Source organism: Asanoa ferruginea (assembly GCF_003387075.1).
GTDB lineage: Bacteria > Actinomycetota > Actinomycetes > Mycobacteriales > Micromonosporaceae > Asanoa > Asanoa ferruginea.
The window spans coordinates 183,076-202,363 of sequence record NZ_QUMQ01000001.1; the positions used below are offsets into that span (position 1 = coordinate 183,076).

The window sequence follows — 19,288 nt, forward strand, 5'->3', positions numbered from 1 at the left end:
TTACTACATCACCGCGCTCATCGTCGTCAGCTCTTGAACGCGTCTTTGATTTTCTCGCCGGCCTGCTTGACATCGGACTTCGCTTCGTCGAGACGTCCTTCGGCCTCGAGTTCTTCGTCGCCGGTGGCCTTGCCGACGCCCTTCTTGACCTTGCCCTTGACCTCATCAGCCTTGTTGTTGATCTTGTCTTCGAGACCCACGATGACTCCTTCTGGTTGGTCGAGATAGCCGTGGATACGGCGCAGTAGGCGATTCGCTTCGACCGTGTGGGCGACGCTGGGCCGATCGCCATCGCGATGGATGACTTCGGCCAGGGCGATGGCCTCCCGTCGCAACCGTGCCGGCGCTGAATGCTCGGCATCGGCGGGTAGTTGGCGGACGGCGTCGTTGAGTTGGCCGAGCGTCTGAGTGAGCGGACTGCTCGGCGGCGGCGGAACGATGGGTTGCATCCCGGGCCAACCTTCTGATGTGGGGTATCAACTACTACCCCTGTCCACTTCTTCGCTTCTTGACCAGTATGCCGGAAATGTCGCTCATTCGGACCGAAAGCGGGTTCTAGGCATGTGGGCCGGGGGCGGCCGCCCAGCGGGAGACGACCGCGTCGTGGCGGCGTTCCTCGAGTTGGGTCGGTGCGCCCGCGCGGTCCCAGCGCCACAGCAGGATCGGGCGGGACAGGTCTTTCCATGGGTCCGTAGTGGCCAGGACCGGCTCGCGCGGCGCGGGTGCCGGGGAGACCGGGACCGGCAGCCTGGGCCGGCGGCGGGCGCCGGGCAGCAGGGTCGGGCGGCGGCGGGCCGCGAGGTCTTCGACCCAGCCGAACGCCGCGACCGCGAGTGCCACGAGCACGGCCACACCGACCAGTCGGACCGCCGCCCGGTCGGCCTGTAGGCCCTCGTAACCCAACGGCGCCGCGATCGCGGCGATCAGGATGACCACCGGCATGTGCCAGAGGTAGATGGTCAGGGCGCGGGCGTTGAGGACCGTGACGGAGCGGTCGAACCACGACCAACGGGTGATCCAGTCGGCTGTGGACGGCAGGAAGCCCAGCGCGACCACGATCAGGCCGCCCGACCACAGGGCGTTGCCGAGGGGGATGTCGTTGAGGTCGTAGCCGCGGAAGCCCGGGTGGGTCAGGATCCACGCCAGCCCGGTCGCGCACAGGACACCGGCGACGGCCGTCAGCACCGACCTCGACCAGCGGCGGAGCAGGCCGTCGTGGTGTGCGAAGCCGAGCATCCAGGCGCCCAGGTAGAGGCCGAAGTCGCGGAGCACCGGTGGGCCGGAGAGCAGACCCAGTTCGAAGACCAAGAGGAGGAGGTACGGGGCGATGAGGGTCGGCACCGGGTAGCGCCGGAACAACCACAGCGCCAGCGGGGAGACGAGGACGAACCAGAGGTAGTCGCGCAGGTACCAGATGGTGCTCAGCGCCAGGGCGCCCCAGTGGTTGGCCGGTGGGTCGCTCAGCGGGACCAGCCAGAGCAGCAGCTTCCAGTGCGCGCCCAGGCCCGTCAGCAGCATCGCCGGCACGAAGATCGCTGACAGCACCCACAGTGACGGGAGCAGGCGGCGTAGGCGGCGGCCGATGGCGGCGACGCCGGAACGGTCCAGTGAGGACGCCATCAGGGAGCCGCCGAGCGCGAACATCAGCGACATCGCCGGCAAAAAGGAGAGCAGTGTCCACCCTGACGTGTGGTAGACGACGACGCGCACGATGGCCAGTGCGCGCAGCAGGTCTATGTAACGGTCCCGCATCGGGTCAAGCCGTACCCCGGGATGTTTCACGATCAAACCTCAGAAGCTGGTGAGCATTCCCACAGTCACCAACGAGGCATGCCGAGCGGGATCGCGGCGAACGTGCCGCCGAGCTGTGCGTGCGCGGCCGAGTCGCTGGGTGCGGCCAGGTGGGCGACGGTCGCGGAGTCGTCCTGTGGCTGGTAGCCGACCTCGCTGTCGAGCTCGAGCCAGCCCGACGAGTTGTCGCTCACACCCCACACCACGCGGAAGCCGGTCACGGGCGTTTCGACCAGAGCCAACATGAGGCGTACGCAATCGTCGGGCGACAGCCAGATCGGCACGTCGACCTCGGACCACGGGGTGTCCTGGAACGCTCCGATGCGGACGGGAAAGACCGTCATGCCGTAGCGGTCGCTGTAAAGGCTGCCGAGCGACTCGACGGCCGCCTTGGTCCAGCCGTAGAGGGTGTCCGGCCGCGGCGCGGACGACGCCGGGAGCGGGGTTGCGGTCCGCGTCCGGAAACCGGCCGCGTGGATCGACGAAGCCAGGATCACCTTGGGTACGCCGGCCAGCCGCGCCGCCTCCAGCACGGTGCGGGTGCCCTCGATGTTGACCCGGACCAGCTCCTCCCAGAGCGACTCGCTCGGGATGGCGGCCAGGTGGATCACCACGTCGACGCCGGCGCAGGCCGCGGTGACCGTGTCGAGGTCACCGATCAGGCCCCGGATCGTCTCGACGCCGTCGGCCGGCTGCTGGGGCGCGACGTCGAAGGAACGCACCGCGTAGTCAGCGGCGAGACGCGCGGTGAGGAGGCTTCCGATCCGGCCGGCGCCACCAGTGATCAGCACCCGCCGCATCGGACCTCCTGTTGAGTCAGAACCCCAGCTTGCGGAGCTGCCGGGGGTCGCGCTGCCACTCCTTGGCGACGCGGACGTGCAGGTCGAGGTAGACCCGGCGACCCAGGAGCGCCTCGATCTCCTGGCGCGAGCGGGTGCCGATCTCCTTGAGCCGGCTCGCCCGGGCCCCGATCACGATAGCTTTCTGACTTTGGCGTTCCACGTACACGTCGGCATAGATCTTGGTGATGTTGTCTTCGTCGAACATCTCCTCGACGACCACGGCGATCGAGTGGGGCAGTTCGTCGCGGACGCCCTCGAGCGCGGCCTCGCGGACCAGTTCCGCGATCAGCACCTGCTCGGGCTCGTCGGTGATCATGTCGTCGGGGTAGAGCCGCGGCGAGTCGGGCAGGAAGCCGGTGACGACGTCGACCAGGGTCTCGACCTGCTCGCCGGTGACCGCGCTGACCGGGACCACGTCGGCGAACTCGGCCAGCTCACCGACGGCGGCGAGCTGCCGGGCCAGGGTGGCCCGGTCGACCAGGTCGGTCTTGGTCACCACGGCGATCACGGTGGCCTTGAGCTCGGCCAGCTCGCCGGAGATGAACTTGTCGCCGCGGCCGACCGGCTCGTTGGCCGGCATGCACAGGCCGATCACGTCGACCTCGCTCCAGGTCGACCGGACCAGGTCGTTGAGGCGCTCGCCGAGCAGCGTGCGGGGCCGGTGCAGACCGGGGGTGTCGACCAGCACGAGCTGGGACTCCGGGCGGTGCAGCACGGCGCGGATCACGTGCCGGGTGGTCTGCGGCTTGCTCGACGTGATCGCGATCTTCTGGCCGACGATCGCGTTGGTCAGGGTCGACTTGCCGGCGTTGGGGCGGCCGACGAAGCAGGCGAACCCGGCCTTGTAATTGGTCATGCGCCTACCTCGCGTCGCTCGGTGACGCACGACCCGGCTGCTGAGCCGAATGATCCGGCCGCAAGCTCGCTCATGCGACGACCGTGCCGAGCACGGTGCCGTCCGGTGCGGCGACGTGGATCGGCGCGTCGGCGGACAGGTCGCGGACCACGGCGTGGCCGGCGCCGTCGAGGGTGCTGGCCTCGGTGACCACCGCGGCCGCCTCGATCTTGCTCGCGCCGGCGGCGGCCGCCGAGGCGACCGCGAGTTGCAGGGCGGTCACGGTCAGCGAGGGCAGGGCGACGGTCGCGGCCGCGTAGGTGCGGCCGTCCTGGTCACGCACCGCGGCGCCCTCGACCGCACCGACCCGGGCACGGGCGCCGCGCGCCAGCGTGACCAGCTTGGTGTCCTCTGCGTCGAGGTGAGCAGGTGGCCCGAGTTCGGGCGACTCAAACATCCGCGGATTGCCTCTCGTCACTGTCTTCGGTCTGGTTCTCATTGTCTCGGTCGGCCCGGCGGACCAGCACGGAGTCGATCCGGTTGCGGCGCCCGACCACGCCCTCGGCGACCATGTGCAGGCCGTCGACGGTCGCCTCGGCGCCGGGGATCGGCACGCGGCCGAGCGCCTGGGCCAGCAGGCCGCCGACCGTCTCCACCTCGTCGGTGGGCAGGTCGACGTCGAACAACTCGCTGAGGTCTTCGACGGGCACCCGCGCGGCGACGCGGACGGCGCCGTTGTCGAGGTGTTCGATCGGTGGGCGCTCGTTGTCGTATTCGTCGGTGATCTCGCCGACGATCTCTTCCAGGATGTCTTCGATGGTCACCAGGCCGGCGGTGCCGCCGTATTCGTCGACCACGACGACCAGGTGGGTGCGCGCCGCCTGCATCTCCGAGAGCAGGTCGTCGACCGGCTTGGACTCGGGCACGAAGGTCGCGTCGCGCATGATCTCGCCGACCGGCAGGTCTTCGCCGTCGGGGTCGCCCTGGTCGCGGCGGATCACGTCTTTGAGGTAGAGGATGCCGAGCACGTCGTCGACGTTCTCGCCGATCACCGGGATGCGGGAGAAGCCCGAGCGCATGAACAGCGCGAGGGCCTGACGCATGGTCTTGTTGCTCTCGATCCACACCATGTCGGTGCGCGGCACCATCACCTCGCGGGCGATGGTGTCGCCGAGCGCGAACACCGAGTGGATCATCTGCCGCTCGCCGCTCTCCACCACGCCGCGCTGCTCGGCCAGGTCGACCAACTCGCGCAGCTCGACCTGGGTGGCGAACGGGCCCTCGCGGAAGCCGCGCCCGGGGGTGACCGCGTTGCCGATCAGGATCAGCAGCGAGGCCAGCGGGTTGAGCGCCCGGCCCAGCCAGCGGACCAGCGGCGCGGTCGCGCGGCCGACGGCGTAGGCGTTCTGCCGGCCTATCGTGCGGGGCGCGACACCGACGACGACGAAGCTGACCACGGTCATCGCGCTGGCGGTGACCAGCGCCGCCCGCCAGCCGGCGCCCCAGGTGTCGACCGCGACCAGCGCGACCAGCGTGGTCGCGGTGAGCTCGCAGATCAGCCGCAGGAGCAGCAGCAGGTTGATGTGGCGGACCGCGTCGGAGGCGACGATCTGGAGGGTGCGGGCACCCCGCACGCCCTCGCGGGCCAGCTCGCCGGCCCGGGCCGGCGACACCGCACCGAGGGCGGCGTCGGTCATCGCGAAGAAGCCGCCGAGCACGACCAGGCCGGCGGCGATCAGCAGGAGCTGGATGTCGGGCAGCCCCGGTTGGATGGCAGCGGCGTCGACCGCTAAGTGGATCACCGTGCCCGCGCCGCCCGCCAGCCGGAGAGCAGCCGCGACTGAAGCTCGAACATCTCCCGCTCCTCGTCGGGCTCGGCGTGGTCATAGCCGAGCAGGTGGAGCACGCCGTGCACGGTGAGCAGGTGCAGCTCGTCGCCGGCCGAGTGGCCCGCGGTCGCCGCCTGCTTGGCCGCCACCTCCGGGCACAGCACGATGTCGCCGAGCAGCGCCGGCTCGGAACCGCTGACCTCGCCGGGCCCGTGGTCAACGCTGCCCTCGTCCATCGGGAAGGCGAGCACGTCGGTGGGACCGTCGCCGCCCATCCAGCGATGGTTGAGCTCGGTCATGTAGTCGACGTCGACCAGCAGCACGGACAGCTCGGCGAGCGGGTTGACACCCATCTCGTCGAGGGCGTGGCGGGCGACGGCGAGCACCGCGTCGGTGTCGACGGCGACGCCGGACTCGTTGGCGATCTCGATGGACAAGACTTCCTCTTTCGAAAGCTAGCGGCGCCGGCCGGCTCGGCCGGTCGCCTGCGCGGCACCCCGGCCGGGCACCGCGTGCACACCCTGGGCCTGCCGGGCCTCGCGCTCTTCGTCCCACTTGCCGTAGGCGTCGACGATCTCGCCGACCAGCCGGTGACGGACCACGTCGCTGCTGCTCAGCGTCGCGAAGTGGATGTCGTCGAGGCCGTCGAGGATCTCGCGCACCAGGCGCAGCCCGCTGGTCGTGCCGCCGGGCAGGTCGACCTGGGTGATGTCGCCGGTGACCACGACCTTGGAACCGAACCCGAGCCGGGTCAGGAACATCTTCATCTGCTCGGGCGTCGTGTTCTGGGCCTCGTCGAGGATGATGAACGCGTCGTTGAGCGTGCGGCCGCGCATGTAGGCCAGCGGCGCGACCTCGATCGTGCCCGCCGCCATCAGCTTCGGGATCGACTCGGGGTCGAGCATGTCGTGCAGCGCGTCGTAGAGCGGGCGCAGGTAGGGGTCGATCTTCTCGTAGAGGGTGCCGGGCAGGAAGCCCAGCCGCTCCCCCGCCTCGACCGCCGGCCGGGTCAGGATGATCCGGTTGACCTGCTTGGCCTGGAGGGCCTGCACGGCCTTGGCCATGGCCAGGTAGGTCTTGCCGGTGCCGGCGGGGCCGATGCCGAAGACGATCGTGTTCTCGTCGATGGAGTCGACGTAGCGCCGCTGGCCCAGCGTCTTGGGGCGGATGGTGCGCCCGCGCCGGGACAGGATGTTGAGCGTGAGCACGTCGGCGGGGCGCTCGACGGTGCCCTGCTCCAGCATGCCGACCGTGCGGCGGACGGCGTCGGTGGTCAACGTCTCGCCCTTCTGGATCAGCTCGAGCAGCTCGGTGAACAGGCGCTCGGCCTGCGCGTTTTCGGCCGGGGCGCCGGTGATGGTGATCTCGTTGCCGCGCACGTGGACGTCGCTGGCGACCGAGCGCTCGACGAGCCGCAGGATCTCGTCTCCTGCGCCGAGGAGGTTGACCATGATCTGCGGGTCAGGGACCGTGATCTTGGTCTGCACCCGGGGCTGCCCGGGCGGTGGGGTGCCGGTCATAAGTCGGACCCGTGGGCCCTGCGCCACCTGCTCTCATCTCGGTGCGGACGTAGACGCCAATCGTATCGGTTCAACCTGACGACCACCGCGCCCATTTCCTACGCGCTGAACGAACGGCCCTCGAACGTCTGCTGGTCGCGGGTCAACCGGTAGGTGGCCCAGTGCATCCGCACCACGCGTCCCTCGCCGTCTCGGGTCAACCGGAGCAACTCACCAACTTCACGACCGGATACGGTACGAAGAATGTCTGGATTGTCAGCCGATGGGCGGAATATCGCCGGTGGCTTACCCGCCGGATCCGCCGCACCCCGGGCCCGCAGGGCACCGCCGTACCAGCCGAACACCTGCTCGAAGCCCTCGCTCCACCAGCGGCCGATCACCGAACGGTAGCGGTCCGGCACCGGCTCGCCCGGCGTCCACGGCACGATCTCGGCCGGGTCGGCCTCGATGGCTGCCGTGAGCAGCTTGTGCGGCAGGTCGACGGTCTCCAGCGCGGTCCCGGAGGCACCCAGCACCGCCGCACCGAACCCGGCCGGGCCGGGTGCGCCGGTCAGCGCGCGCGGCCGCCCGTAGACGCCGGCCAGGAAACCGGGCATCGCGCCGTCGTGGCCGACGTGCACCACCCGGTCGCCGCGCGGCACCAGGATCAGGCCGAGCCCGAACCCGGCCGCCCAGATCCCCTGGTCGGTGGTGGTCAACGGCCAGCGCATCTCGTCGAGGGTGGCCTCCGCGAGCACGGCGCCGGACGGGTCGACGGTGGCCGGGTCGGCCAGGAACGCCGCCCACTTGGCCATGTCGGCGGCCGTGCTCCAGAGCTGTGCGGCCGGGCCGACCGCGCCGAAGTCCAGCGGCGGCTCGGGGAAGGCGGCGTCGGAGTAGGCGTCGACCAGGTAGCCGGTGGTCGCGCTGGCCGGCCGGACGGCCGAGGTGCCGGCGAGCCCGAGCGGGCCGAGCACCCGGTCGGCGAGCACCTCGGCCCAGGTGCCGCCGCGCATCCGGGCGACGGTCAGGCCGAGCAGCGCGACACCCAGGTTGGAGTAGTGGAAGCGGCGGGCCGGCGGAAGCACCCGCTCGGCCCGCTCCAGGTCGGCGACCAGGGTCGCGGCGTCCGGCGCGACCAGCGTGTCCCACACGTCGCCGTAGGGCTCGCGCTGGATGCCGCTGGTGTGCGAGAGCAGCCGGCGGATGGTCAGGTCGCCGAGCGCGGGCACCTCGAGGTGCCGGCCGATCGGGTCGTCGAGGTCGAGCAGCCCCTCGTCGCGGGCCTGCATGACGAGCACCGCGGTGAACGTCTTGGTGACCGAGCCGATCCGGAAGGCGGCCTCGGGCTCGGCGCCCACCGACAGGGTCCACAGCGGACGGTCGGCGCGGTGCACGGCGGCGGCCAGCGCGGGGATGCGGGCCTGGGCCTGGGTCTCCCGGACCAGCCGGTCGAGCGCGTTCACTTGCACACCATCGGGCCGAGCGGCTCGCCGCCGAGGACGTGGCCGTGCACGTGGTCGACCTCCTGGCCGCCGTACTCGCCGGTGTTGAAGATGAGCCGGAAGCCGTCGGCGAGCAGGCCCTCGGTCTCGGCCACGACGGCGGCGGTCTCCAGCAACTCGGCGGCGAGGCCGGGGTCAGACTGAGCCAGGGTCGCGACGTCGACGTAGTGCTCCTTCGTCACCACCAGCACGTGCACCTCCGCCTTCGGGCTGATGTCACGGAACGCCAGGGTGGTGTCGGTCTCGCGGACCACGGTCGCCGGGATGTCGCCGGCCACGATCCGGCAGAAGAGGCAGTCGCTCACGAGGGGGATCGTAAGCGCGCTCTCATGGGGCATGATGTCCGGCGTGGTGGACACAGCGCATCAGGCCGCGATAGAGAGCGCTCTCGCGACCCTCGACCTAGACACCAAGGTCCGGCTTCTGACTGGTCAGGACTATTGGCGGCTGCCCGCGATCCCGGAGATCGGGCTGGCCAACCTGACCATGTCTGACGGCCCGATAGGGGTCCGCGGCGTGCGATGGTCGCCCGACAACCCCTCGGTCGCACTGCCGAGCCCGACCGCGCTCGCGGCGACCTGGGACCCGGAGCTGTCCCGGCTCGCGGGCCACGTGCTCGGTCAGGAGTGTCGCAGCCGAGGCATCCACATCCTGCTCGCGCCGACGGTCAACCTGCACCGCAGCCCGCTGGCCGGCCGGCACTTCGAGTGCTATTCCGAAGACCCGCTGCTGACCGCCGCGATCGGCATCGGCTATGTCTCGGGCCTCCAGGAGCAGGGCGTCGGCGCGCAGGTCAAGCACTACGTCGCCAACGACTCCGAGACCGAGCGGTTCACCGTCGACGTGCGGGTCTCCGAGCGGGCGCTGCGCGAGCTCTACCTGGTGCCGTTCGAGAAGATCGTCGCGGCCGGCGTGTGGAGCCTGATGGCCGCCTACAACGGCGTCAACGGCTCGCCGATGACCGAGCAGGCCGACCTGGTGACGGGTTTGCTCAAGGGCGAGTGGGGCTTCGACGGCGCGGTCGTCTCCGACTGGACGGCGGCGCGCACCACCGTGTCGTCCGCGACCGGCGGCCTCGATGTCGTGATGCCGGCCTTCGCCGGACCGTGGGGCGACAAGCTGGTCGCAGCCGTCCGGGCCGGCGACGTCACCGAAGAGCAGATCGATGACAAGGTACGCCGGATCCTGCTGCTCGCCGGCCGGGTGGGTGCCTGGGACCGGATGCCGCCCGCGGTGCCGGCCGACGCGGTGACCACCGGCCTCGACATCGACGCCGCCGCGCGGGAGATCGCCACCCGCTCGTTCGTGCTGGCCCGCAACACTGTTCTTCCTCTCGAGGCCGGTGCGCTGCGCCGGGTCGCCGTGCTCGGCGCGCTGGCCGACGATGCCCGGATCCAGGGCGGCGGCTCGGCCCGGGTGCTGCCCCGGCACGTCATCTCCCCGCTGGCCGGCCTGACCGCCGCGCTCCCGGACGCCGAGGTCGTCTACGCCGTCGGCGCCGACCCGCGGCCGGAACTCGCGCCCGCCACCGGCATTGAGTGGACCCCGATCACGACCACGTTGCGCGACCTCGCCGGCGAGGCGCTCTACACCGCGTCGATCGACGCAGCCGACATCCGCTGGATGGGCGAGTTGCCGGACGGTGTCGACCCGACCACGGCCGCCACCGCGGAGATCTCGGCGACGTTCACCCCGTCGGTCACCGGCACCCACCTGCTGGCCGCCAACGGCTTCGGCGACGTGGTGTTCCGGGTCGGCGGCGAGACGCTGCTCGACGAGCCGGTCTACGCGGGCGACGACGACCCGCTGACCACCGCGTTCCTCACCCCGGTGGAGAAGCGGTTCCCGGTCGAGGCGGTCGCCGGCAAGCCGGTCGAGGTGGTGCTGACCCACAAGATCTACCCGGGCCGGCACGGCTTCGTCACGCTGACGCTCGGGCACGGCCGCCCGGTCGCCGACGACGAGACGCTGCTCGACGAGGCCGCCCGGGTGGCGGCCGACGCCGACGTCGCGGTCGTCGTCGTGGGCACCACCGAGGAGGTCGAGTCCGAGGGCTTCGACCGCACCACGCTGGCGCTGCCCGGCCGGCAGGACGAGTTGGTGGCCCGGGTGGCCGCGGCCAACCCGCGCACCGTGGTCGTGGTCAACTCCGGCTCGCCGGTGCTGATGCCGTGGGTCGACGACGTCGCCGCGGTGCTGCTGACCTGGTTCCCGGGTCAGGAGGCGGGTGCCGCGCTGGCCGACGTGCTGCTCGGCGTGACCGAGCCGGGCGGCCGGCTGCCGACCACCTGGCCCCGGGCGATGGAAGACCTGCCCGTCCTGTCCACCACCCCCACCGACGGGACGCTGACCTACGCCGAAGACGTGCTGATCGGCTACCGGGGTTGGACGGCCGAGCCGCTGTTCCCCTTCGGACACGGCCTCGGTTACACGACCTGGTCCTACGAGTCGCTCGCCGTCGACGGCGGCGAAGCCGTGGTCACCGTGCGCAACTCCGGCGACCGCGCCGGCCGCGAGGTGGTCCAGGTCTACGTGGCCCCGACCGCCGACGGCGGCCCGGTGCGGCCGCGGCGCTGGCTCGCCGGCTTCGCCGGGGTGTCTTCCGAGCCGGGCGAGTCGGTGACGGTGCGCATCCCGCTGCCGGAGCGGACGTTCCAGGTCTGGGACGGCGGCTGGCAGACGGTCTCCGGCAGCTACCGGGTCGAGGCCTCGGCCAACGTGAACGACCCGAAACTGACGGCGACGGTCGATGTGTGACTGAACGTCGATCTTGCCCAGGTCGGCAAATGGCGCACACTCGAAAATCGCTCGAACGGGGAACCCGGACTTGCTGAAGACCGGGTGATGTGGTCTCGTATATGGGACGGCCGGCGCCTTCCCCCGTGGGCGCCGGCCGTCAACTTATTTCGATGTTCCTGTGAGTTTCCTATGTGGAGCCCCAGCGCCCCAGCCGGGCGCTGAGCACCGACAGCGCGGCCACCCCGGCCGTCGAGGTGCGCAGGACTGTCGGCCCGAGCCGCACCGCGGTGGCGCCCGCCTTCTCGAACGCGGCGACCTCCTCGGGCGCGATTCCGCCCTCCGGCCCGACCACCAGCACCACGTCGCCGCGGGCCGGCAGCGCGACCGTGGCCAGCGGTGCCGCGGCCTCCTCGTGCAACACCAACGCGGCGGCGGCCCGGCCCAGGCGGCCGGCGACCACGGCGGTCGACTCGTCGGGGTCGCCGCCGATCGCCGGGCACCAGGCCCGGCGCGACTGCTTGGCCGCCTCGCGGGCGGTCGCCACCCAGCGGTCGCGGGCCTTGCCACCGCGTTCGGCCCGCCACCGGGCCACCGAACGGGCGGCCGCCCAGGGCACGATCTCGTCGACGCCGACCTCGGTCATCGCCTGCACGGCCAGCTCGCCCCGGTCACCCTTGGCGATGCCCTGCACGACGACGAGCCGCGGGTCGGGCGCCGGCTCGTACGCCCGCGATTGGATCCTCAGGGTCAGCGCGTTCTTGCCGGCGGCGGTGACCACCGCCTCCGCCGTGCCACCCCGGCCGTCGGCCAGCAGCAGCTCCTCGCCCGCGCCGATCCGTTGCACGGTGGCCGCGTGCCGCCCCTCGGGGCCGTCGAGCAGCAGCTCGTCGCCCTCGGGTAGTGCGTCGACGAGGAAGAGCGGCCGGCTCAACCGTCAGTGCCCGTTGAACGCGTCGCGCATCCGGGAGAAGAAGCCGCCCTGCTTGGTCAGCTCGGCCACCTCTTCGCCCCGGGACCGGGAGAACTCGCGGAGCGCCTTCTCCTGGTCGCCGGACAGCTTGGTCGGGGTGCGCACGTCGAGGTGCACGTAGAGGTCGCCGCGCCCGGCGCCGCGCAGGTGGGGCACGCCCCGCGCGCGCAGCCGCAGCGTCGAGTTGGGCTGGGTGCCCGGCTTGACGTCGACCGTCTCCTCGCTGTCGAGCGTCTTGATCGTCAGCCGGGTGCCGAGCGCCGCCGCCGTCATCGGCACCGTCACCCGGCAGTGCAGGTCGTCACCCTTGCGGGAGTAGACGTCGTGCGGCCGCTCGTGGATCTCGACATAGAGGTCACCGGCGGTGCCGCCACCCGGGCCGACCTCGCCCTGCTGGGCCAGGCGGATCCGCATGCCGTCTTCGACGCCGGCCGGGATCTTCACGGTCAGCGAGCGGCGGGTGCGGACCCGGCCGTCACCGGCGCAGGTCGGGCAGGCGTGCGGGATGACCGTGCCGTAGCCCTGGCAGACCGTGCACGGCCGGGACGAGACGACCTGGCCGAGGAAGGTGCGCTGGACCGACTGGACCTCGCCCCGGCCGCCACAGGTCTCGCAGGTGGCCAGGTGGGTGCCGGCCGCGGTGCCGGCGCCGGAACAGGTGGTGCAGAGCACCGCGGTGTCGACGGTGATCGGCGCCTCGACGCCGAACGCGGTCTCCAGCAGGTCGAGCTCGAGCCGCAGGATCGCGTCGGCGCCCGGGCGGGTGCGCGGCCGGGGGCCGCGCGCGCCCGCGCCGGCGGCGCCGAAGAACGCGTCCATGATGTCCTGGAAGCCGACGAACGGGCCGGCACCACCGGGGCCGCCCGGCCCACCGCCACCACCCGGCGCGAGCGGGTCGCCGCCGAGGTCGACGATCTGCCGCTTCTGGTCGTCGGAGAGGACCTCGTAGGCCGCGTTGATCTCCTTGAACTTCTCGGCGGCCGCCGGATCGGGGTTCACATCGGGGTGGAACTGACGCGCCAGCTTGCGGTAGGCGCGCTTGATCTCGTCGTCGCTGGCATCTCGGGCGACGCCGAGAATCCCGTAGTAATCCCTGGCCACTGTGTTCTGAGTCCTCATGTCGTCTCGCTTGTGCCGGCCGCCGATGATCAGGTGGGGGTGGGTGTCAGTTCTGGGCCAGCAGCTCGCCTACGTAGCGTGCCACGGCGCGCACGGTGGCGATGGTGCCGGGGTAGTCCATCCGGGTCGGCCCGAGCACACCCAGCCCGCCGACGACGGTAACCCCTGGTCCGTATCCGGTGCTCACGATCGAGGTCGACCGCAGGTTGTCGATCTCGTTCTCGTCACCGATCCGGACCCGGGTGATCGGCTCGACCTCGCCGATCAGCTTGAGCAGGATGACCTCTTCCTCGAGCGCCTCGAGTATCGGGCGCAGCGAACCCTGGAAGTCGAGCAGACCGCCGCGGGTCAGGTTGGCTGTGCCAGCCAGTGCCACACGTTCCTCGTGCCGCTCCACCAGCGTCTCCAGCAACACCGTGGAGAGCGCGACGGTGGCCGCCCGCAACTCGGGCGACGACTCTTCGACCAACGACTGGACCAGCGGTGGAGTGTCGGAAAGCTTGCATCCGCAGAGCTTCTCGTTGGTCAGCCGGCGAAGGGTGGTGACTTGGCTCTCGTCGATCGGCGTGGGCAACTCGACCTGCCGCTGCTCGACCCGGCCGGTGTTGGCGATCATGACCACCATCAACCGGGTCGTGGAGATCGGCACCAGCTCCAGGTGGCGCACCGACGACCGGGCCAGGCTCGGATATTGCACGACCGCGACCTGGCGGGTGAGCTGGGCGAGCAGCCGCACCGTGCGGTGCACCACGTCATCGAGGTCGACGGCGCCGACCAGGAACCGCTCCATCGCCCGGCGCTCGGCCGGGCTCAGCGGCTTGACGGTCGACAGCCGGTCGACGAACAGCCGGTAGCCACGATCGGTGGGCACCCGGCCGGCGCTGGTGTGCGGCTGGCGGATGTAGCCCTCTTCTTCGAGAACAGCCATGTCGTTTCGCACGGTCGCCGGGGAAACGCCCAGTTGGTGGCGCTCGACGAGGGCCTTGCTTCCGACCGGCTCTTGGGTTGACACGTAGTCTTCGACGATCGCGCGGAGCACGTCGAGCTTGCGGTCATCGAGAGCCATGCGTCACCCCCTCCAGCCTTCTGGCACTCGACTGTAGCGAGTGCCAGTCTACGACGCACCGGTCCACCAAGCGATGATCGCTGTTTGCCGTGGCCAAGCTGTCGACAACAAGTCAGAACTCGCATCTGGCGCGGGTTGATCGATACCCCTACGGTGTCGGGCATGACTGAGCCGCCCCGGCCACCCGGTGAGGGTTACCCGGATCCCAACGCCGCACCGCCTCCCACCTCGGGTGGCGGCGCCTACCCGCCGCCCACTTCGGGTGCCGGTGCCTATCCGCCCGCCGGTGGCTACCCGCCGCCGGGGGGCTATCCGCCTCCGCAGGGTGGCGGCTACCCGCCCCAGCAGGGTGGTTACTACGGTGGCGCGGCCCCTTCGGGCTACGCCAACAGTGAAGAGAAGACCTGGGCGCTGGTCGCCCACCTCGGTGGCGCGGCGCTCGCGTTCTTCAGCACGGGCACGCTCGGCTGGGTCGCGCCGCTGGTTGCCATGCTGGCCAAGGGCAACACCTCGCCCGCGGTCCGCGCACACGCCGTCGCGGCGCTCAACTTCCAGATCGTGTGGTCGGTCGTCTCGATCATCGGTTGGGCGACGGCCTGCCTGGCCATCGGCTTCATCATCTTCCCGATCGCCACGCTGATCGCCGTGATCTTCGGCATCATCGCCGGCGTCAAGGCCAACGAGGGGCAGCTCTACCGCTACCCGTTGAGCATCAGCATCATCAAGTAACCCGACTGCCGTAGGCGGCTGCTCGCGGTCGCCTACGGCAGGAGGTCGCGGACGACGGCGTCGGCGAGCAGCCGGCCCCGCAGGGTCAGCACCGCTGCGTCGCCGTCGACCGTCAGCAGCCCGTCGGCTCGGGCCCGCTCCGCGGCGGCCCGGCCGGCCGGGTCGAGCACGTCGAGCGGCAGGCCGCTGGCCAGCCGCATCCTCAGCATGACGTCTTCCGTCAGCCGATCGTCGGCGGTGAGCACCTCCCGGCCCGCGCCGGGCGAGACGCCGTCGGCCAGCCGCTGTGCGTACGAGGCCGGGTGCTTGACGTTCCACCACCGCACGCCGCCGACGTGGCTGTGCGCTCCGGGGCCCACACCCCACCAGTCGCCGCCGGTCCAGTAGAGCAGGTTGTGCCGGCACCGCCCGGCCTCCGTGGTGGACCAGTTCGACACCTCATACCAGCCGAAGCCGGCCGCGGTCAGCGCGGCTTCCGCGGCCAGGTAGCGGTCGGCGGCGACGTCGTCGGAGGGCTGCGGCAGCTCGCCGCGGCGGATCCGGGCGGCCAGCCGGGTGCCGTCCTCCACGATCAGGCTGTAGGCGCTGACATGGTCGACGCCGGCACCGATCGCGGCCGCCAGCGAGGCCGCGAAGTCGTCGGCCGACTCACCCGGCGTGCCGTAGATCAGGTCGAGGTTGACGTGGTCGAAGCCGGCTTCCCGGGCCTCGGTCGCGGCCTGCGCCGCCCGGCCCGGCGAGTGCTTGCGGTCGAGCACCCGCAGCACGCCCGGCGCCACCGACTGCATGCCCAGCGAGACCCGGGTGTAGCCGGCGGACCGCAGCGCCCGCAGGCTGGCCGGCGTCACCGACTCGGGGTTGGCCTCGGTGGTCACCTCGGCGCCCGGCGCGAGCCCCCAGATCTTGTCGATCGCCTCGATGATCCGGCCCAGGTCGCCGGTGGGCAGCAACGTGGGCGTGCCGCCGCCGACGAAGACGGTGTCGACGGCCGGTGCGTCGCCCAGCGTCCGCGCGGCGAGCTCGAGCTCGGCCAGCACGGTGTCGGCGTAGCCCTCGGGCCGCCAGCCCGGCAGGTCACCCGGTGCGTAGGTGTTGAAGTCGCAGTAGCCGCACCGGCTGGCGCAGAACGGCACGTGCACGTAGACGCCGAAGCCGCGCGCACCGACCGTGTTCAGGGCCGACGCGGGCAACGCGCCGTCCGGCGGCATCGGTTCGCCGTCGGGAAGAGGACCGGGCATTCCACTAGTGTGCGCCACATGACATCCGGGGATCCTCTCGTACGGGTCGAGACCGACCGCGGCGTGGCCACCCTCACGCTGGACAGCCCGCACAACCGCAACGCGCTGTCGACGACGCTGATGACCGAGCTGACCGCCGCCCTCGCGACGGCCGCCGCCGACCCCGCGGTGCGGGTGGTGGTGCTCTCGCACACCGGCCCGGTGTTCTGCTCAGGAGCCGACCTGAAGGAGACCGCGGCGGCGTACGCCTCGGGAAAGGTCCCGGTCGGAATGCTCGGCGACGTGCTCGCGGCGGTGGCCGAGTGCCCCAAGCCGGTCGTCGCCCGGATCGGCGGCCCGGCGCGGGCCGGCGGGCTCGGCCTGATCGCCGCGGCCGACATCGCGATCTGCGCCAACGAGGCGACGTTCGCGTTCACCGAGGTCCGGCTCGGCGTGATCCCGGCGGTCATCTCCGCCACCGTGCTCCGCCGGCTGAGCCCGCGGGCGGCCCAGGCGCTCTACCTGACCGGCGAGCTGTTCGACGGTGCCCGCGCGGTCGAGGTCGGCCTGGTCACCGCCGCCGTCGGCGTCGAGGAGCTGGACGCGACGGTGCGCTCCTACTGCGCGGCCCTGGTGCGCGGTGCACCGGGCGCGTTGGCCGGCACGAAGGAGTTGCTGGTCCGCACCCCGCTGCCGTCGGTCCGGGAAGACGCGGCCGAGCTGGGTGCCCATTCGGTCGGCTACTTCCTCTCGCAGGAGGGCCGCGAGGGCGTTGCCGCGTTCCGGGAAAAGCGCGACCCGGCGTGGGTACCGGCGCCATGACGTTCCGCACGGTCGCCCCGCCGTCGTAACCTGTGCGACAAGGAGGTGGCGGGTGCGAAGTCGTGGGCCCATTGTCGGCATCGTCGCGCTCTTCCTGATCGCGGCTTTCGCGGTTTTCCTCAGCTCACGTGACTTCAAGACACCCAAGATCAGCCTCCCCTCGGCGACCCGCGACTGCACCGTCCAATCCGGAGACGACAGCCCGCCGGTCACCCTCGACGCCGCACAGATGGCCAATGCCGCCACGATCACGGCGGTCGGCGTACGCCGGAAAGTCCCGGAACGCGGTGTGGTGATCGCCCTGGCGACGGCGTTGCAGGAGTCGAAGCTGGAGAATTTGCCCGGCGGCGACCGAGACTCGCTCGGCCTGTTCCAGCAACGGCCGAGCCAGGGCTGGGGCACGCCGGAGCAGATCCGCGACCCGCGCTATTCGGCGACCCGGTTCTACGCGGGCCTGAAGAAGGTGCGCGGCTGGCAGGAGATGCGGGTGACCGAGGCGGCGCAGCGGGTGCAGCGCTCGGCCTACCCGGAGGCCTACGAGAAGTGGGCCGACGAGGCCGGCGTGCTGGCGGCGGCGCTGCTGGGCCGGTCCGCCAACGCGGTCGCCTGCACGGTGCCGGGCGAGCCGCTGATGCGCGGCACGGCGGCGGCCACGTCGCTGGCCAAGGTGCTCAAACTCGACTGGGGCACGGTCGACACGGTGCCGGCGGCGGCCGGCTTCGCGGTGGCGGCCACCGACGCGACGGCCGGTTGGCGCTACGCGCACTGGCTGGTCTCCCACGCCACCGACCACGGCGTGAAGAGCGTCCGCTTCGCGGGCATGGAATGGTCCGCCGACGGCGGCCGCTGGTCCCCGATCGAGGGCGTGGGCGCGGGCCTGGTCCAGGCCGAGGTCTTCGCCGACGTATGACGTGACCGTGAACCGCCCGATCGCCCAAGACTGAGTTTTATCTCACTTTCTGTATGATCTTGTGTCTGGGTTGTGGGCATTTAGGGCGACCTAAGATCGCCGCCCGTAGTGATGCCCCTCCATATCGTGCCGATCCGCCGATCGCCGTCGATCTTCGGCCGAACGGAGTCTTTCCGGCACAACAACTGCCTCTAGCATCGCCGGGGTGCGCGAAATCCCTTCGGGTTCAGCGCCGCATCCGGGGCCGCCCGCGGCCCGAACGACGGTCGAGTGACGGCCCTGGCGACGTCACGAGGAGGAATGCACGTGTTCGACTACGCAGGCCGCACAGGCTACGAGCCGATCAGCGAGGTCGACCGGAAGGAGTTCCACGAGCAGGGCTTCATGTTGCTGCGCAACGTCCTGACCGAGGACCACCGCGCCGCGCTGGAAGCCGCCGTCGACCGGGTCTACGCCGAGGAGAAGGCCGCCGGCAACACGACCAAGGACGGCACGCTGCACCTGCTCGGCTTCCTCGACCGTGACGAGCTGTTCGGCGAGCTGCTGACCCACCCGATCGCGTTCCCCTACATGTGGGGCCTGGCCGGCTGGAACATCTACACGCACCACAACCACCTCGACGTCACCCCGCCGGCGCTCGAGCCGGAGAAGCCCTACTGGGGCTGGCACCAGGACGGCTACCGGCAGAACTCCGACCCGGAGACGATGGACCCCAACCTCCCGCGGCCGATGTTCTCGCTGAAGGTGGCCTACGTCCTCTCCGACCTCTCTGAGAAGGGCCGCGGCGCGACCAAGGTCATCCCGGGCAGCCACCTGTGGAACTCGCTGCCCCGCCCGGCCGACCTGACCGTGCAGAACCCCGACCCCGAGGGCACCGTCGAGATCACCGCCAACCCGGGCGACGCGTTCATCTTCGACCGCCGCCAGTGGCACTCGCGCTCGACGAACCTGTCCACCATCACCCGCAAGATGCTCTTCGTCGGCTACACCTATCGGTGGATCCGCCCGCTCGACGAGCTGCACCCCGACCTGGCCTCGCAGTGGTGGCAGAACCGCACGCCGGTGCAGCGCCAGCTGCTGGGCGAGGGCGGCCACACGGCCAACTACTGGGGCATCAACTGGGACGGCTACATCGACGACGAGATCCCGCTGCGCAAGGAGCTCAAGACGCGGGGCCTGCTCGACCGTAGCGTCCCGTGGCTCCGCTGATCTTCTAGAAACATCAATCCGGCCCGGGTCCGCCGGGAGCACGACCGTTGCTCCCGCCGGACACCGGGCCGGGCCCTTGGGGGCCCGCCCCTGCCACGTCCGCGGGTCAAGACCGCCGCTCACCGCGCCGGGCCCTCGGCGGCCCGCCCTGCCAGGGCCGCGGGTCAAGACCGCCGCTCACCGCGCCGGGCCCTTGGCGGCCCGCC

The 19,288-nt window shown here is 71.2% G+C and carries 19 protein-coding genes; 5 read left to right on the plus strand and 14 right to left on the minus strand.

Going from position 1 to position 19,288, the window contains the following annotated elements:
* Nucleotides 1-26: 26 nt before the first annotated feature.
* The 10 genes from DFJ67_RS44520 to DFJ67_RS00910 form a co-directional block, all read right to left on the minus strand.
* Nucleotides 27-449, minus strand: a complete 423-nt coding sequence (locus DFJ67_RS44520; protein WP_308442589.1) for a CsbD family protein — start codon at nt 447-449, stop codon at nt 27-29.
* A 106-nt stretch (nt 450-555) separates the two neighbouring features.
* Complete coding sequence (locus DFJ67_RS00870) at nt 556-1,752, minus strand: acyltransferase family protein (RefSeq protein ID WP_116066108.1); 1,197 nt, start codon at nt 1,750-1,752, stop codon at nt 556-558.
* A 65-nt stretch (nt 1,753-1,817) separates the two neighbouring features.
* A complete protein-coding gene (locus DFJ67_RS00875) occupies nt 1,818-2,591 on the minus strand; it encodes an NAD-dependent epimerase/dehydratase family protein (RefSeq protein ID WP_116066109.1) in 774 nt (257 codons plus the stop codon).
* 16 nt (nt 2,592-2,607) lie between these two features.
* Complete coding sequence (gene era, locus DFJ67_RS00880) at nt 2,608-3,489, minus strand: GTPase Era (RefSeq protein WP_116066110.1); 882 nt, start codon at nt 3,487-3,489, stop codon at nt 2,608-2,610.
* 70 nt (nt 3,490-3,559) lie between these two features.
* The gene (locus DFJ67_RS00885; RefSeq protein WP_116066111.1) at nt 3,560-3,925 is read right to left on the minus strand and encodes a cytidine deaminase-like protein; all 366 of its coding nucleotides are present in this window, start codon (nt 3,923-3,925) and stop codon (nt 3,560-3,562) included.
* Complete coding sequence (locus DFJ67_RS00890; RefSeq protein ID WP_116075441.1) at nt 3,918-5,267, minus strand: hemolysin family protein; 1,350 nt, start codon at nt 5,265-5,267, stop codon at nt 3,918-3,920. Before DFJ67_RS00890 ends, DFJ67_RS00885 begins: the two co-directional genes overlap by 8 nt.
* Nucleotides 5,267-5,734 carry an rRNA maturation RNase YbeY gene (ybeY, locus tag DFJ67_RS00895; RefSeq protein WP_116066112.1) on the minus strand — a complete coding sequence of 156 codons (468 nt, stop codon included), beginning with the start codon at nt 5,732-5,734 and terminating at the stop codon, nt 5,267-5,269. The genes DFJ67_RS00890 and ybeY overlap by 1 nt, the downstream gene beginning before the upstream one ends.
* Before the next feature lie 18 nt (nt 5,735-5,752).
* On the minus strand, nt 5,753-6,817 hold the full coding sequence (locus DFJ67_RS00900; protein WP_116066113.1) for a PhoH family protein: 1,065 nt from the start codon (nt 6,815-6,817) through the stop codon (nt 5,753-5,755).
* Between the two features lie 98 nt (nt 6,818-6,915).
* Entirely contained in the window at nt 6,916-8,262 is a 1,347-nt protein-coding gene (locus tag DFJ67_RS00905) for a serine hydrolase domain-containing protein (RefSeq protein WP_116066114.1), read from the minus strand.
* Nucleotides 8,259-8,606, minus strand: coding sequence for a histidine triad nucleotide-binding protein (locus DFJ67_RS00910; RefSeq protein ID WP_409363002.1), 348 nt, complete (start codon nt 8,604-8,606; stop codon nt 8,259-8,261). Before DFJ67_RS00910 ends, DFJ67_RS00905 begins: the two co-directional genes overlap by 4 nt.
* A 43-nt stretch (nt 8,607-8,649) precedes the next feature.
* Here DFJ67_RS00910 and DFJ67_RS00915 point away from each other — a divergent pair, with 43 nt between their 5' ends.
* Nucleotides 8,650-11,058 (plus strand): beta-glucosidase family protein, encoded by a 2,409-nt coding sequence (locus tag DFJ67_RS00915; protein ID WP_239097624.1) that lies wholly within the window; start codon nt 8,650-8,652, stop codon nt 11,056-11,058.
* Between the two features lie 169 nt (nt 11,059-11,227).
* Here the strand turns inward: DFJ67_RS00915 and DFJ67_RS00920 are convergent, their stop codons facing one another.
* The 3 genes from DFJ67_RS00920 to hrcA all read right to left on the minus strand — a co-directional run bounded on the left by DFJ67_RS00920 (nt 11,228) and on the right by hrcA (nt 14,195).
* A complete protein-coding gene (locus tag DFJ67_RS00920; protein WP_116066117.1) occupies nt 11,228-11,971 on the minus strand; it encodes a 16S rRNA (uracil(1498)-N(3))-methyltransferase in 744 nt (247 codons plus the stop codon).
* A 3-nt stretch (nt 11,972-11,974) separates the two neighbouring features.
* On the minus strand, nt 11,975-13,111 hold the full coding sequence (dnaJ, locus tag DFJ67_RS00925) for a molecular chaperone DnaJ (RefSeq protein ID WP_203784429.1): 1,137 nt from the start codon (nt 13,109-13,111) through the stop codon (nt 11,975-11,977).
* 64 nt (nt 13,112-13,175) lie between these two features.
* Complete coding sequence (gene hrcA / locus DFJ67_RS00930; protein WP_116066119.1) at nt 13,176-14,195, minus strand: heat-inducible transcriptional repressor HrcA; 1,020 nt, start codon at nt 14,193-14,195, stop codon at nt 13,176-13,178.
* A 162-nt stretch (nt 14,196-14,357) separates the two neighbouring features.
* On the opposite strand from hrcA, the gene DFJ67_RS00935 reads away from it, so the two are divergent.
* Nucleotides 14,358-14,924 carry a DUF4870 domain-containing protein gene (locus DFJ67_RS00935; RefSeq protein WP_116066120.1) on the plus strand — a complete coding sequence of 189 codons (567 nt, stop codon included), beginning with the start codon at nt 14,358-14,360 and terminating at the stop codon, nt 14,922-14,924.
* 32 nt (nt 14,925-14,956) lie between these two features.
* Here the strand turns inward: DFJ67_RS00935 and hemW are convergent, their stop codons facing one another.
* The gene (gene hemW / locus DFJ67_RS00940) at nt 14,957-16,162 is read right to left on the minus strand and encodes a radical SAM family heme chaperone HemW (RefSeq protein ID WP_116066121.1); all 1,206 of its coding nucleotides are present in this window, start codon (nt 16,160-16,162) and stop codon (nt 14,957-14,959) included.
* A gap of 18 nt (nt 16,163-16,180) precedes the next feature.
* On the opposite strand from hemW, the gene DFJ67_RS00945 reads away from it, so the two are divergent.
* From DFJ67_RS00945 to DFJ67_RS00955, 3 genes are all read left to right on the plus strand, one after another.
* Nucleotides 16,181-16,963, plus strand: a complete 783-nt coding sequence (locus DFJ67_RS00945; protein WP_116066122.1) for an enoyl-CoA hydratase family protein — start codon at nt 16,181-16,183, stop codon at nt 16,961-16,963.
* 52 nt (nt 16,964-17,015) lie between these two features.
* On the plus strand, nt 17,016-17,873 hold the full coding sequence (locus tag DFJ67_RS00950; RefSeq protein ID WP_116066123.1) for a hypothetical protein: 858 nt from the start codon (nt 17,016-17,018) through the stop codon (nt 17,871-17,873).
* A 300-nt stretch (nt 17,874-18,173) separates the two neighbouring features.
* Complete coding sequence (locus DFJ67_RS00955; protein ID WP_116066124.1) at nt 18,174-19,082, plus strand: phytanoyl-CoA dioxygenase family protein; 909 nt, start codon at nt 18,174-18,176, stop codon at nt 19,080-19,082.
* The last annotated feature ends 206 nt before the right edge of the window (nt 19,083-19,288 follow it).